15 protein-coding genes are annotated in these 12985 nt (G+C 70.7%); 11 read left to right on the top strand and 4 right to left on the bottom strand.

Features of this window, described 5'->3' with window-relative positions:
- Positions 1-2: 2 nt before the first annotated feature.
- Complete coding sequence (locus ACIQBL_RS13310; protein ID WP_401940429.1) at positions 3-317, bottom strand: hypothetical protein; 315 nt, start codon at positions 315-317, stop codon at positions 3-5.
- On the bottom strand, positions 317-766 hold the full coding sequence (locus ACIQBL_RS13315) for a hypothetical protein (RefSeq protein ID WP_401940432.1): 450 nt from the start codon (positions 764-766) through the stop codon (positions 317-319). Before ACIQBL_RS13315 ends, ACIQBL_RS13310 begins: the two co-directional genes overlap by 1 nt.
- Before the next feature lies 1 nt (position 767).
- Between ACIQBL_RS13315 and ACIQBL_RS13320 the strand changes: the two genes are divergently transcribed.
- Positions 768-932 (top strand): hypothetical protein, encoded by a 165-nt coding sequence (locus ACIQBL_RS13320; protein WP_401940435.1) that lies wholly within the window; start codon positions 768-770, stop codon positions 930-932.
- Positions 933-966: 34 nt separating this feature from the next.
- Here ACIQBL_RS13320 and ACIQBL_RS13325 read toward each other — a convergent pair whose 3' ends face one another.
- Positions 967-2070, bottom strand: a complete 1104-nt coding sequence (locus tag ACIQBL_RS13325; protein ID WP_401940437.1) for an endonuclease/exonuclease/phosphatase family protein — start codon at positions 2068-2070, stop codon at positions 967-969.
- 180 nt (positions 2071-2250) lie between these two features.
- Between ACIQBL_RS13325 and ACIQBL_RS13330 the strand changes: the two genes are divergently transcribed.
- Entirely contained in the window at positions 2251-2946 is a 696-nt protein-coding gene (locus tag ACIQBL_RS13330; RefSeq protein ID WP_401940440.1) for a response regulator transcription factor, read from the top strand.
- Positions 2939-4000, top strand: a complete 1062-nt coding sequence (locus ACIQBL_RS13335) for a sensor histidine kinase (protein ID WP_401940442.1) — start codon at positions 2939-2941, stop codon at positions 3998-4000. The genes ACIQBL_RS13330 and ACIQBL_RS13335 overlap by 8 nt, the downstream gene beginning before the upstream one ends.
- A 4-nt stretch (positions 4001-4004) precedes the next feature.
- On the opposite strand, the gene ACIQBL_RS13340 is transcribed toward ACIQBL_RS13335, so the two are convergent.
- Positions 4005-4274, bottom strand: coding sequence for an MFS transporter (locus tag ACIQBL_RS13340; RefSeq protein WP_401940443.1), 270 nt, complete (start codon positions 4272-4274; stop codon positions 4005-4007).
- Here ACIQBL_RS13340 and ACIQBL_RS13345 point away from each other — a divergent pair.
- From ACIQBL_RS13345 to ACIQBL_RS13380, 8 genes are all read left to right on the top strand, one after another.
- Positions 4273-5385 (top strand): alpha/beta fold hydrolase, encoded by a 1113-nt coding sequence (locus tag ACIQBL_RS13345; RefSeq protein ID WP_401940446.1) that lies wholly within the window; start codon positions 4273-4275, stop codon positions 5383-5385. The two genes, ACIQBL_RS13340 and ACIQBL_RS13345, sit on opposite strands and share 2 nt — an antisense overlap.
- A gap of 1 nt (position 5386) precedes the next feature.
- A complete protein-coding gene (locus tag ACIQBL_RS13350) occupies positions 5387-7783 on the top strand; it encodes a GMC oxidoreductase (protein WP_401940448.1) in 2397 nt (798 codons plus the stop codon).
- 308 nt (positions 7784-8091) lie between these two features.
- Positions 8092-9156 carry a Rieske 2Fe-2S domain-containing protein gene (locus tag ACIQBL_RS13355; protein WP_401940451.1) on the top strand — a complete coding sequence of 355 codons (1065 nt, stop codon included), beginning with the start codon at positions 8092-8094 and terminating at the stop codon, positions 9154-9156.
- Positions 9153-9332: a hypothetical protein gene (locus ACIQBL_RS13360; protein WP_401940453.1), complete on the top strand. Its 180-nt coding sequence runs from the start codon at positions 9153-9155 to the stop codon at positions 9330-9332. The genes ACIQBL_RS13355 and ACIQBL_RS13360 overlap by 4 nt, the downstream gene beginning before the upstream one ends.
- Positions 9329-10264, top strand: coding sequence for a PDR/VanB family oxidoreductase (locus tag ACIQBL_RS13365; protein WP_401940454.1), 936 nt, complete (start codon positions 9329-9331; stop codon positions 10262-10264). The genes ACIQBL_RS13360 and ACIQBL_RS13365 overlap by 4 nt, the downstream gene beginning before the upstream one ends.
- A gap of 190 nt (positions 10265-10454) precedes the next feature.
- Positions 10455-11423, top strand: coding sequence for an ABC transporter substrate-binding protein (locus tag ACIQBL_RS13370; protein ID WP_401940457.1), 969 nt, complete (start codon positions 10455-10457; stop codon positions 11421-11423).
- The gene (locus ACIQBL_RS13375; RefSeq protein ID WP_401940460.1) at positions 11420-12193 is read left to right on the top strand and encodes an ABC transporter permease; all 774 of its coding nucleotides are present in this window, start codon (positions 11420-11422) and stop codon (positions 12191-12193) included. Before ACIQBL_RS13370 ends, ACIQBL_RS13375 begins: the two co-directional genes overlap by 4 nt.
- On the top strand, positions 12190-12969 hold the full coding sequence (locus ACIQBL_RS13380; protein ID WP_401940462.1) for an ABC transporter permease: 780 nt from the start codon (positions 12190-12192) through the stop codon (positions 12967-12969). The genes ACIQBL_RS13375 and ACIQBL_RS13380 overlap by 4 nt, the downstream gene beginning before the upstream one ends.
- Positions 12970-12985 lie beyond the last annotated feature (16 nt).

The following is a 12985-nucleotide window of genomic DNA, read 5'->3' on the forward strand; positions in this document are numbered from 1 at the left end:
GCTCAGGGAGTGAGGGAGCAGGACTTGATCACGTCGGGCAGCGGGTCGGAACCGAAGGCCGCCGTCGTGCAGCTCGCGCCGCCGGTGAACGTCTTGCAGAGGATGCGGCCCCGGGCGCCGCAGGCGACGGTCTGCTGTCCGCCGAAGCCGCAAGTGCCGCCTTCCGCCGCGCAGTTGGTGGCGTAGTCGGCCGGGCCGCCGGTGGCGGTGCAGCAGGTCTTCGGCTCGCCGGGGATCGGATCGCCGAACGTGGCGTCGGTGCACGGGGTGTCACCGGTGGCGGTGGCCGTGGTGAACGCTCCGTGGGCGCCGTACATCACCGGCCGGCCCGCGACGGCCGCACAAGTGCCCTTCTGGTCGGCGCACTTGGTCCACCTCCGGCCGGGGCGCCAGTAGGCGGGAGGTAGCGGGACTTGGCGATTCCGTCGACGGGATCGCCGAAGTGGGCGTTTGAGCAGTCGACGGTGCCGTCGGTGACCTGGTGGACGAAGTCGCCGTTGGCGCCGTCGCGTTGGTAACCGGGGACGGCACAGGTGCCGTCCCCGGCCGCGCAGGCGGTGTATCCGGGCGGGCCGCCCGCGTCGGCGACGTAGCAGGACTTGACGAGGTTCGTCGCCGGGTGGCCGCCGAAGGAGTCGTGGTGCAGGCGGTGCTGCCGGTCGCCGTCTTGTACGTGTACGCTCCGGCGCCGTAGGCCACCGAGCGGGTGCCGCTGAAGGAGCGGTGCCGCCCTCGGCGGCGCACCGGGTGCAGCCCGCGCGGACACCGTGACCTGGAACAGTGAGGCCCTCGACGAGATCGTCTCGAACCACGCGGGACGCCCCGTCCGGCCCACCGCACCCGAGGCCGGCATCCCCGCCGTCCAGGACCTCACCGGCAGCCCGCGCGTCGGTGTCTGGACCGACGAAACGACTTCCTGCACCTGGAGTTGACGTCCGACGGCCGCTGCGACGAGCCCCGCGACGTTCACCAGCTGATCCCGGCCGCCACCGGCAGGTGATCGCTGCCCGTGGCCGGCAGCAGCCACGCGCTCCTCGGCCGCACACCGCGCACCAGGATCTGGTCGATGCGCGCCACCGGGAACTCCGCCGGCCAGCTGAAGCCGAAGCCGGCCCCGGCCGCGTCCTGCACCGAGCGCAGCCGCGAGGTGATGCCGGCGAACACACGGTCGTCCAGGGTGCCGTTCAGGTCGCCGAGCAGTACCACCCGCTCGTTCCGTTCGGCGGTGACGGCCTCGGCGAGCGCCCGCGCGCCCCTGTCCCGGGACTCCGTCCAGTAGCCCACTCTGGGATTCACGCGCACCGACCCCAGGTGGGCCACATACACCGCCAGCGGCCCGTGGTCGGTGGCCACCGTGGTGCGCAGCGCCCGGTTGTAGGCCATCTTGCTCGCGGCCGGCTTGGCGTCGCCCAGCGGCCCGGCGTCCGTCCTGATGTCGACCGGCCGGGAGTCGGACAGCGGCAGCTTGCTCCACAGCCCGACCGTGCCCAGCACCGTGCGGTAGCGGTACGCCTTCGTCAGTTCCTTCTCGTACGTTCCCCGGGCCTGCGGGGTGATCTCCTCCAGGGCCAGCACGTCCGCACCGGATGCGGCGAGTTCGCGGGCGGTGCCGGCCGGGTCGGGGTTGCCGGCGCCGACGTTGTGGCTCACCAGGGTGAGGTCGGCGCCGGGGTGGGACCGGTCGCCGAGGAGCCCGCCGAAGAGGTTCAGCCACACCGTGACCGGCAGCAGCAGCGCGAGCACCGCGGAGGCGGAGCGGCGCCACAGCGCCCCGGCGAGCAGCACGGGGACGAACACACCGAACCACGGCAGGAAGGTCTCCACCAGACTGCCGATACCGCCGGCCCGGTTCGGGATCCGCGCGTGCAGCAGCATGAACAGGCCGAGCAGCAGCGCCAGCGCCGCGAGCACCGGGCCGCGTTTCCAGGGCCCCGGGCGGAAGCCGTTGCGGATCGCCCGGCGTACGCCCCCGCGCCACGCCCCGCCGGCACCTGGCGCACGGGTCTCCGCCGGGCCGCCCTGTCCGGTGTCCACCCGGTCCGCCCGCCCCACCTGCCCCACCCGCGTCATCGTGTTCCTCACTTCACTCACTGCTCGTTGCCGCGCTGCCGTAGTGCCGGGGTCCGTTCCGCTGGATCCGGGCCGAGCGCCTGATGTCCTGATGTCAGGAGCGAAGGCGACGCGGTGTTGCCCGCGCGTATGCGGTTTTCGATACGCCGACGATATGCGGCGACTCGTAGCCTGGAGAGCATGCGTGTGCTGATCGTCGAGGACGAGCCCTATCTGGCGGAGGCGATCCGCGACGGCCTGCGCCTGGAGGCGATCGCCGCCGACATCGCCGGGGACGGCGACACCGCTCTGGAGCTGCTCCGCGTCAACACCTACGACATCGCCGCCCTCGACCGGGACATCCCCGGCCCCTCCGGCGACGAGATCGCCCGCCGGATCGTCGCCTCCGGCAGCGGCATGCCGATCCTGATGCTCACCGCCGCGGCGCGTCTCGACGACAAGGCCTCCGGGTTCGGACTCGGCGCCGACGACTACCTCACGAAGCCCTTCGAACTCCGGGAACTCGTGCTCCGGCTCAGGGCACTCGACCGCAGACGCGCCCACAGCAGGCCGCCCGTACGGGAGATCGCGGGCCTGCGCCTGGATCCGTTCCGGCGCGAGGTCCACCGCGACGACCGCTATGTCGCGCTCACCCGGAAGCAGTTCGCGGTGCTCGAAGTCCTCGTCGCCGCCGAGGGCGGTGTCGTCAGCGCCGAGGAACTCCTGGAACGCGCGTGGGACGAGAACGCGGACCCGTTCACCAACGCCGTACGCATCACCGTCTCGGCGCTGCGCAAGCGGCTCGGCGAACCCTGGCTCATCGCCACGGTGCCGGGCGTCGGCTACCGCATCGACACACCGCCCGTGGCCGGACACGAGGGGGAGGACCGTGGATAGGGCGCCCGGGTTGAGCGTTCGCCTCAAACTCACGCTCAGCTACGCCGGATTCGTCATGCTCGCCGGTGTCCTGCTGCTCGCCGCGGTGTGGGTGTTCCTGAACCGTGTGCCCCACATCGGGCTGATCCTGGAGCCCGGCTACCACTTCGCCGTCGTGCGCGCCTTCGCCCCGATCGCTGCCGTCGCGCTGGCGTTCCTGCTGGTGTTCGGTCTCGCCGGGGGATGGTTCCTCGCCGGCCGGATGCTCGCCCCGCTGACCCGCATCACCAGCGCGACCCGCCTGGCCTCGACCGGATCCCTGTCCCACCGGATCCGACTACCGGGCCGCGAGGACGAGTTCCGCGAACTCGCCGACACCTTCGACATGATGCTCGCGCGGCTCGAAGCGCACGTCGCCGAGCAGCGGAGGTTCACGGCCAACGCCTCTCACGAGCTGCGCACCCCGCTGGCGATCTCGAAGGCACTCCTCGACGTGGCCCGCACCGATCCGCACCACGACACCGGCCGGCTCGTCGACCGCCTCCACGCCGTCAACACCCGGGCCATCGACCTCACCGAGGCACTGCTCCTGCTCAGCCTCGCGGGCCAGCGGTCCTTCACCCCGGAACACGTCGACCTGTCCCTCGTCGCGGAGGAAGCCACCGAAACGCTCCTCCCCCTCGCGGAAAAGCACGGCGTCACCATCGAGACCGACGGCGACATCACCCCCACGACCGGATCACCAACCCTCCTGCTCCAGCTGACGACGAACCTCGTACAGAACGCGATCGTCCACAACCTGCCCGAACACGGCACCGTACGGGTCCACACCGGCGTCCGCCCCACATCCGTGGTGCTGTCCGTCGAGAACACCGGCGAGCAGCTCACCCCTCAGCTGGTCGCGACCCTCACCGAACCCTTCCACCGCGGCACCGAACGCGTCCACACCGACCAGGCGGGCGTCGGCCTCGGCCTGGCCATCGTCAAAACCATCACCCAGGCACACGACGGAACCCTCACCCTCACCCCACGCTCCACCGGCGGCCTCCGCATCACCGTGGAACTGCCCGTCTGACGCCTCACACACCGCTGCTCGTGTGCGCGTTCCCGCGGTGGTGGTGCCGGGCGAGGTGTTCGGCCCAGGAGCCAGCCAGGTAGTTCTCGATGAACCGGCCCGGTTCGTCGCCGTCCTGGAAGAGGCCCCAGGTGAGGGCACCGGTCCGGCGTCGCGAACGGGCGCCGATCTCAGGTTTTCCGCAGGTGCACCGAAGCCGGGAGTGCCACGATGACCTCTGCCCGGCCGCCGACGTCGTCGTGGGGCGGCCGACCGACCGAGAGGGGACAACCATGCCGATCCAGAAGGGCGCCGCCGTCCCCCGTCACACCACGAGCGGCGTTCCCGACACCCAGGTCACCGTCCACCCCGTCACCACGGACGACGGGCTCGGCCTCCAACTGACCCGTTTCCGCCGGGCGGAGTGCGACGACGTCGCACTCCTCGTCCATGGACTGACCGCGTCCAGCGACCTGTTCATCATGCCCGAGCACCGGAACCTGGCGACCTGCCTCCTCGACGACGGCTTCACGGACGTGTGGACGCTCGACACGCGGATGAGCAACCGCTTCCCGTACAACACGGAACCGCACGCACACACCCTCGACGACATCGCCCTGTACGACTACCCGGCCGCGCTCGCCGAGTTGCGCCGCCATGTCGGTGAACGGCGGGTGCACGTCGTGGCGCACTGTCTCGGGTCGATGACCTTCCTCATGAGCCTGTACGCCGGCGCCGTACGGGACGTCACCAGCGTCGTCAGCAACGCGGTCGGCCTGCTGATGCGCGTACCGACGTGGTCGCGCTGGAAGCTGGCATGCGGCCCCGCGCTCATCGAGGGCGCGCTCGGGCTGTCCCAGCTCGACCCGCGGAGCGGTGACGCGGCCCGGTTCAGCAGGAGCGGGCTGTTTGCCCGTCTGGTGTCACTGGCGCACCCCGAGTGCGACAACCCGGCCTGCCACATGGTGAGTTTCATGTGGGGCACCGGCTGGCCCGCGCTCTACAGCCACGACAAACTCGACCCCGTCACCCACGACCGCATCGCGGACCTGCTCGGCCCTGTCGGGCTGGGCTACCACCGGCACATCGACAGGATCGTACGAGCGGGTCGTGCCGTGAAGTACGACGCCGCCGAGCCGCGCCACGCGCGCCTCCCGGACGACTACCTCGCGGCGGCGGCCAAGGGCGGCCCACCGGTGCTGTTCCTGACCGGCGAGCACAACCGCGTCTTCGGGGACTCCGTCGTCCAGGAGCACGAGGTGATGTCGCGGGAGACCGCCGACCCCGACCGCTACGAACTGTTCGTCGCCCCCGGCTACGGCTACGTGGACGCGATCATCGGCCGGGACGCGCACCGGGAAGTGTTCCCGCACCTTCTCGACTTCCTCCACCGAAGGGCTGTATGAGATGACGGAGTCGCACGCCGAACACGTCGCAACCGTCGTCGTCGGCTCGGGATTCGGCGGCTCCGTGGCCGCGTACCGGCTGGCCGCGGCCGGACAGCGGGTGGTCCTGCTGGAACGCGGACGCGCCTACCCGCCCGGCGGTTTCGCGCGTTCCCCGGCCGAACTCGGCCGGGCGTTCTGGGACCCGCGGGCAGGCCTGCACGGCCTGTTCGACGTGTGGAGCTTCCGCGCCTTCGACTCCGTCGTCGCCAGCGGACTGGGCGGCGGATCGCTCATCTATTCGAGTGTGCTGCTGCGCAAGGACGAGCGCTGGTTCGTCGACGAACAGCCGCTGCCCGGCGGCGGCTTCGAGGCCTGGCCCGTCGGCCGCGCCGAACTCGACCCGCACTACGACGAGGTCGAGCGGATGCTCCGCCCGGTCCCGTACCCGCTCGACCGCCCCGGCTACCGGGACACGCCCCGGGCGCACGCGATGCGTGAAGCGGCCGAGCGGCTGGGGCTGACGGCGCAGCGGCCGCCGCTCGCGATCAGCTTCGCCCCGGAACCGGGCGCCGAGCCCGAGCCCGGACTGCCGATGGCCGACACCGACCCGGGCAACCTGCACGGTGTCCGCCGCCGTACCTGCCGGCTGTGCGGTGAGTGCAACCTCGGCTGCAACGACGGTGCCAAGAACAGCCTCGACCACACCTATCTGTCGGCGGCACGGCGGCACGGTGCCGACCTGCGCACCGGGCACGAGGTGCGCGCGGTGCGGGCCCTCGCACGAGGCGGATACGCGGTGGACTACGTCGTACACGGAATAGACGGAATAGACGGAATACCCGTACCAGATGGCGATGGGGGAAGGGAATGGGGTGATCCGGACGCCCGCCGCGAGGACGGAGGAGTCACGTCCGGATCACCCCGCACTTCCGGATCACCCCGTGCCTCCGGAACGCTCCACACCATCAGCTGCGACCGTCTGGTCCTCGCCGCCGGCACCTACAACACGGTCTCGCTGCTGCTGCGTTCCCGCCGGAACCTGCCCGGTCTGAGCCCGGCGATCGGCAGCCGGTTCTCGACGAACGGCGACCACCTCGCGTTCGTGCTCCGGGCCAGGCGGGGCGACGAGCCCCGGCCGATGCGTCCCAGCCGCGGTCCGGTCATCACCAGCTCCGTCCGGCTGCCCGACGAACTGGACGGCGTACCGGGCGCGGGGCGCGGAGGGTACGTCCAGGACGCGGGATACCCGGGTTTCGTGGAGTGGCTCGTCGAAGGCGCTCACGCACCGCAGGGAGTCTCCCGGGCCGCCCGCTTCCTGGCCGGGAGGCTGCTCGACCGGATCTCCCTCACCCCGGACCCCAGCCTCTCGGGCGCGTTCGCCGAGCTCCTCGGCGACGGCGTGTTCACCGGTACGTCCCTGCCGCTGCTCGCGATGGGCCGAGACGTGCCGGACGGCGAACTGCGCATGCGGGGCGGCCGGTTGGACAGCACCTGGACGGTGAAGGGCGGCAGCGCGGCCCAGTTCGAGCGGACGCGCACCCTCATGCGGCAGATCGCCGGCACGCTCGGCGGCGGATACGCCGACCATCCGCTCTGGCACCGGGGCCGCGTCCTCACGGTGCACCCGCTCGGCGGTGCCCCCGTCGGCCGGCATCCCGGCACCGGGGTCTGCGATCCGTACGGCGAGGTCTTCGGCCACCCGGGCCTGTACGTCGCGGACGGGGCGGCGCTGCCCGGCCCGGTGGGCCCCAACCCGGCCCTCACCATCGCGGCCCTGGCCGACCGTATGTGCACCCGACTGCTGGAGGACCGGCCCGCCACTCCACGGGCCGTCGCGCACCGCACGTACCCCCGCCACACCTCTCTCCAGTTCACGGAGGAACTGCGCGGACGCTACGCACCCGGTGCGGACGGATCCCGGACCGAACCGTTCGCGTTCCGGCTCACCGTCACGGCCGACGACGTGGACGCCTTCCTGGACGAACCGGACCACGAGGCGCGCGCCGACGGCTGGATCGACAGCCCCTCCTTCGGCGGACGCCGCCCCGTCCTGCACGGCAGCGTCCGCCTGTTCGAGGACGGCCACCGCACGATGCGCTACCGGCTCCACTTCACCGACGCCGACGATCACCCCCTCACCTTCGCCGGCCGCAAGGACCTGGTCCCCGGCACCCCGGCCCGCCTGTGGACCGACACGACCAGGCTGACCTTCCGCGTCCTGGACGGACACGTCCACGAACCGGGCGGGACCGGCGCCGGCCTGGGCACGGGGACGGCGCATCTCGGCGCCACCGATCTCGCCCGTCTGCTCACCACGTTCCGCACCACGGGCCCGCACGGCACCGCGGCACTCACCCGCTTCGGCCGCTTCTTCGCCGGCGAACTCTGGAACACCTACGCCCTGCGGCGCCGCTGAGGAGTTCGGGAAAGCACCATTGCGAATTCTGCCGCTGTACCAGCCATATGCCGCCAGAGGATCACCAGAGTTGCACCACCAAGGCCATACCTCGCAAACCGCCGGTCGCGTACCGGCAGCGGGCCGCAGCCCAAGCCCAAGGCATGGCTGCCGTCATCCCTTCCGACGGAAATCGACACCGGGCCCCGCTTCCATGGTTCTCACCTGCCACTTTCCATCCGGTCTTCCGTGACACGGAAGCCGTCTTGCGCACCCCCGGAGCCCGTCCCGACGATGTCGTCACGACCCAACGACGGGAGCCGAACGCCATGCCGCACACGACCGCCTTCGCCAGGAACCAGTGGTACGTCGCCGCCTACAGCCACGAGGTCGGCCGCGACCTGCTCGGCCGTACCATCCTCGGCGAACCCCTCGTCTTCTACCGCACCGAGGACGACGGCACCCCCGTGGCACTGCACGACCGGTGTGTGCACCGGCGGTTCCCGCTCTCCGAGAGCCGGCTCGACGGGGACCGGATCGTGTGCGGCTACCACGGCTTCACCTACGACACGACGGGCACCTGCGTGTACGTGCCGGGGCAGAAACGCATCCCCCGCACCGCCCGCGTCGCCTCCTATCCGGTGGTCGAGCAGGACGCGCTGGTCTGGGTGTGGATCGGCGACCCCGCGCTCGCGGACCCGCAGGTCATCCCCCGGGCCCCGCACCTCGCCTCCCCCGACTGGGTCACCGTCAGCGGCATGGAACCGATCGACGCCGACTACGGCCTCCTCGTCGACAACCTCCTCGACCTCTCCCACGAGACGTATCTGCACGGCGGTTACATCGGCTCCCCCGAGGTCGCCGAGACACCGATCACCACGGAGGTCGACGAGGGCGCCGGCGTCGTACGGGTGAGCCGGCACATGGCCGACGCCGAGTGCCCGCCGTTCTACGCCAGGTCCACCGGGATCCAGGGGCGGATCACCCGCTGGCAGGACATCGAGTACCACGCGCCCTGCCTCTATCTGCTGCACAGCCGCATCGCCCCGGTCGGCGTACTCCCCGAGGCGGACGGCAGCGACCCGAACGGCTTCCACACCGAGATCACCTACGCCATCACGCCCTCCTCGGACGGCAAGGTGTACGACTTCTGGGCGGTCTCGCGCGACTGGGCCACGGACGACGCCGAGGTCACCGAGTTCCTGCGGGGCAACAACCACACGGTCGTGATGCAGGACGTGGACGCGCTCAACCTCCTTCAGAAGACGCTGGGTTCGGAGCGCGGCGGCTACCAGGAGCTGAGCATCAACATCGACACCGGTGGTCTCGCCGCCCGCCGTATCCTCGCCCGGCTGGTCGAGGAGGGCGCCAAGCCCGTGGAGAGGGTCCAGTGACCGCTCCGACCGGCGAGGTCTACCGCGTCGACTGGCTGCCGGGGACCGACGTCCTGCACGGCACCTGCCACTGCGGCCGCGAGCACACCTCTCAGGACCCGGTCGAGATGTGGGAGTGGATGCTCGCCCACCCCCGCGGCCACGCGCCCGACGAGCCGCAAGGAAACAGCTCATGAACGCCTACGAAGCCGAACTCGTCGTCGACCGGCGGGAGTTCGCGGCCGACGGCGTCCTCGCCCTCACCCTGCGCCATCCGCTCGGCGAGCAACTCCCGGAGTGGGAGCCCGGCGCCCACATCGACGTCGTGCTCGGCCCGGACCTGGAGCGCCAGTACTCGCTGTGCGGCGACCCGGCGGACCGTACGGCATGGCGGATCGCGGTACTGCGGGAACCGGACGGCCGGGGCGGATCGGCTTATGTGCACGAGCAGTTGGGGCAGGGCGACAAGGTACGGGTGCGCGGCCCGCGCAACCACTTCCGGCTGGAGCCCGCCCCCCGCTACCGCTTCGTCGCGGGCGGCATCGGCATCACGCCCATCCTCCCGATGCTGGCCGCGGCGGAGGCGACGGGCGCGGAGTGGAGCCTGCTCTACGGCGGTCGCACCCGCAACTCCCTCGCGTTCACGGAGGAGTTGAGCCGCTACGGCGACCGAGTCACCGTCGCTCCGCAGGACGAGGTCGGGCTGCTCGACCTGCCGTCGGTGCTGGACGAGGTACCCGAAGGCACCCTCGTGTACTGCTGTGGTCCGGGGCCCCTGCTCGACGCGGTCGAGGCGCGGTGTCCGGGCGGCGTCCTGCACGTGGAGCGGTTCCAGCCCAAGGCCCAAGAGGCGGGCGCGGACAGCGAGTTCGAGGTCGTGCTGGAGCAGAGCGGCAAGACGGTCACCGTGCCGGTGGGTGTGTCCGTGCTCGACACCGTGCGCGCCGCCGGTGTCGAGGTGCTCTTCTCGTGCACCGAGGGCACCTGCGGGACGTGCGAGACCGATGTCCTCGAAGGCACCCCGGACCACCGGGACTCGGTGCTCAGCGAGGAGGAACGGGCGGCCGGCGAGACGATGCTCATCTGCGTCTCGCGCTGCCTGGGGAAGCGGCTCGTGCTGGATCTGTGATCGCCGGGTGCGCCCCGACGCGATCCCCGGACACGCCAAGAGCGCACTTCGATAACTGTCAACAATATTGTGACCATCAGCCTTGACCTGGCCGTGCAGGGGCCCTACGTTCCCGCTCAACACCCAGTGAGCACCACTGTGCGGTCTGCGCACAGCCTGTCGGAACAACGTCGTCTGCACAGGAGTCGCCATGCGTCGTCTGCTCGTCGGCCTCGCGGCCGGAACAGTGCTGGTCGCCGCGTCGGCCTGCGGTTCGTCCGGCAACGGAGCGTCGGACCAGACCAGTTCGTCCACCGGGACCACCACGGTCAAGGTGGGGGTCATCCCCATCGTCGATGTCGCCCCGCTCTATCTCGGCCAGAAGCAGGGCTTCTACGCCAAGCACGGCCTCAAGCTGACCATGACCCTCGCACAGGGCGGCGCGGCCATCGTGCCTGGTGTGGTGAGCGGCCAGTTCCAGTTCGGCTTCTCCAACATGACCTCGCTGATGCTCGCCCAGAGCAATGACGTACCGGTGAAGGCCATCGCCAACGGTGTCGCCTCAACGGGCGTGTCGGGCAAGGACTTCGGCGCCCTCGTCGTCAAGAAGGGCAGCACCCTGAAGTCGGCGCGGGAGTTGGAGGGCAAGAAGGTCGCGGTCAACACGCTGAAGAACATCAACGAGACGGCCGTGCGCGAATCCGTCCGCAAGGCCGGCGGCGACCCGGACAAGGTGAAGTTCGTCGAGCTGGCCTTCGACCAGATGCCGGCCGCGCTCGACAAGGGCCGGATCGATGCCGCTATGGCCGTCGAACCCGCGCTCACCACCATGCTCGGCCAGGGCGCCACCCAGATCGCCTGGCCGCTGGTCGACGTCGCGCCGAACCTCACCGTCGCCATGTACTTCACGTCGACGGCGTACGCGGCCAAGAACCCGGACGTGGTCAAGAAGTTCCAGGAGGCCACCGCCGAGTCGCTGGCCTACGCCGACGCCCATCCGGACGAGGTCCGCCGGATCGTCGCCACCTACACCAAGGTTCCGTCGAGCGTGCTGGCCAAGGTGATCCTGCCCAAGTGGCCCGCCGATCCCAACCGTTCGTCGATCGAGGCGCTGGAGAAGCTGAGCGAGAGCGACGGCCTCTTCAAGAAGACCCCCGACCTGAACACGCTGCTCCCGTGAAAGGACTGAACACCGCACTCGGCGCGGCCGGACTCGCGGCCTTCCTCGCCCTCGGCGAGGCCGTGCCGCGCGTCGGCATCGTCAAGGAGGCCTACTTCCCGCCGACCAGCCGCATCGCGTCCGCGTTCTGGGACCAGCTCAAGGACGGCGCCTTCTGGTCGGCCCTCGGCGACACCCTCACCGGCTGGGCCTTCGGCCTCGCGATCGCCGTCGGCGCGGGCATCGTCGCCGGCGTCCTGCTCTCCGTCGTCCCGCACCTCCGCGAGGCGACGGCCTCGACGATCGAGTTCCTCCGCCCGATCCCCTCGGTCGCCCTCATCCCCCTCGCGGTGCTGTTGTACGGCACCGAACTCCGGTCGGTGCTCCTGCTCGTCGTCTACGCCTCGTTCTGGCAGATCCTCATCCAGGTCCTCTACGGCGTCCAGGACGTCGACCCGGTCGCCGAGGAGACGGCACGGTCGTACGGTCTCGGCACCTGGGCCCGGGTCCGGCACGTGCTGTGGCCCAGCGCGCTGCCGTACGTCATGACGGGCGTGCGGCTGGCGGCGGCCGTCGCGCTGATCCTCACCATCACCGCCGAACTGGTCATCGGGGCACCGGGGTTGGGCGCGACGATCGCGGTCGCCCAGTCCTCACAGGCCGTACCGGAGATGTACGCGCTGATCGTGGTGACCGGTCTGCTGGGGCTGCTCATCAACGTGGGCGCACGTGCGGTGGAGCGGCGGGCGCTGGCCTGGCACCAGTCGGTGCGCGGGGAGGTGACGGTGTGAGACGAACCCTGATCCGGCTGCTGTACGCGCTCGCGCTGCCGGCCGTACTGGTCGGCGTGTGGTGGCTGGCATCGGACGGCAGCACCACCGTGTACTGGCCGCCCCTGCGCACGATCCTGAAGACCTTCCCGGACGTATGGACGGGCGACCGCCTGAAGACGGACGTCCTGCCCAGCGTCCTTCGGCTCACGGCAGGTTACGCCACGGCGGCCGTCGTCGGCGTCGCGCTCGGCACGGTGATCGGCTCGTACCGGCGGGTGCGCGCGGTGTGCGAACCGGCATTGGAGTTCCTCCGCGCGGTGCCCCCGCCGGTCCTGGTCCCGGTCATCATGCTGTTCGCGGGCATCGGCGACACGATGAAGATCGTCGTCATCGCGAGCGGCTGCGTCTGGCCGATCCTCCTCAACACGGTCGAGGGCGTCCGTGCGGTAGACCCGGTGATGAAGGAGACGGCCCTCTCCTACGGCGTCACGGGCGTCACGCGGCTGCGCACGCTGGTGCTGCGCTCGGCGAGCCCGCAGATCTTCGCGGGACTGCGCCAGGCGCTGTCCATCGGGATCATCCTCATGGTCATCAGCGAGATGTTCGCGGCCACCGACGGACTGGGCTTCACCATCGTGCAGTTCCAACGCAGCTTCGCCATCCCCGACATGTGGACCGGCATCCTCGTCCTCGGGATGCTGGGATTCCTGCTCTCCGTCGTCTTCCGGATGGTCGAGCGGCGGGCGCTCGGCTGGTACCACGGCCTGCGCGCCGTCACCCGCCGGTCCCCGTGAGCATCGTGAAAGGGCG

Source organism: Streptomyces sp. NPDC088350, from assembly GCF_044753545.1.
In the GTDB taxonomy this organism is placed as follows: Bacteria; Actinomycetota; Actinomycetes; order Streptomycetales; family Streptomycetaceae; genus Streptomyces.

Bases quoted from the DNA above. Each gene is read 5' to 3' on its own strand.
- ACIQBL_RS13330 (WP_401940440.1), top strand. From the start codon at position 2,251: ATGCGTGTGCTGATCGTCGAGGACGAGCCCTATCTGGCGGAGGCGATC.
- ACIQBL_RS13325 (WP_401940437.1), bottom strand. From the start codon at position 2,070: ATGACGCGGGTGGGGCAGGTGGGGCGGGCGGACCGGGTGGACACCGGA.
- ACIQBL_RS13345 (WP_401940446.1), top strand. From the start codon at position 4,273: ATGCCGATCCAGAAGGGCGCCGCCGTCCCCCGTCACACCACGAGCGGC.
- ACIQBL_RS13340 (WP_401940443.1), bottom strand. From the start codon at position 4,274: ATGGTTGTCCCCTCTCGGTCGGTCGGCCGCCCCACGACGACGTCGGCG.
- ACIQBL_RS13365 (WP_401940454.1), top strand. From the start codon at position 9,329: ATGAACGCCTACGAAGCCGAACTCGTCGTCGACCGGCGGGAGTTCGCG.
- ACIQBL_RS13355 (WP_401940451.1), top strand. From the start codon at position 8,092: ATGCCGCACACGACCGCCTTCGCCAGGAACCAGTGGTACGTCGCCGCC.
- ACIQBL_RS13310 (WP_401940429.1), bottom strand. From the start codon at position 317: ATGTACGGCGCCCACGGAGCGTTCACCACGGCCACCGCCACCGGTGAC.
- ACIQBL_RS13350 (WP_401940448.1), top strand. From the start codon at position 5,387: ATGACGGAGTCGCACGCCGAACACGTCGCAACCGTCGTCGTCGGCTCG.
- ACIQBL_RS13370 (WP_401940457.1), top strand. From the start codon at position 10,455: ATGCGTCGTCTGCTCGTCGGCCTCGCGGCCGGAACAGTGCTGGTCGCC.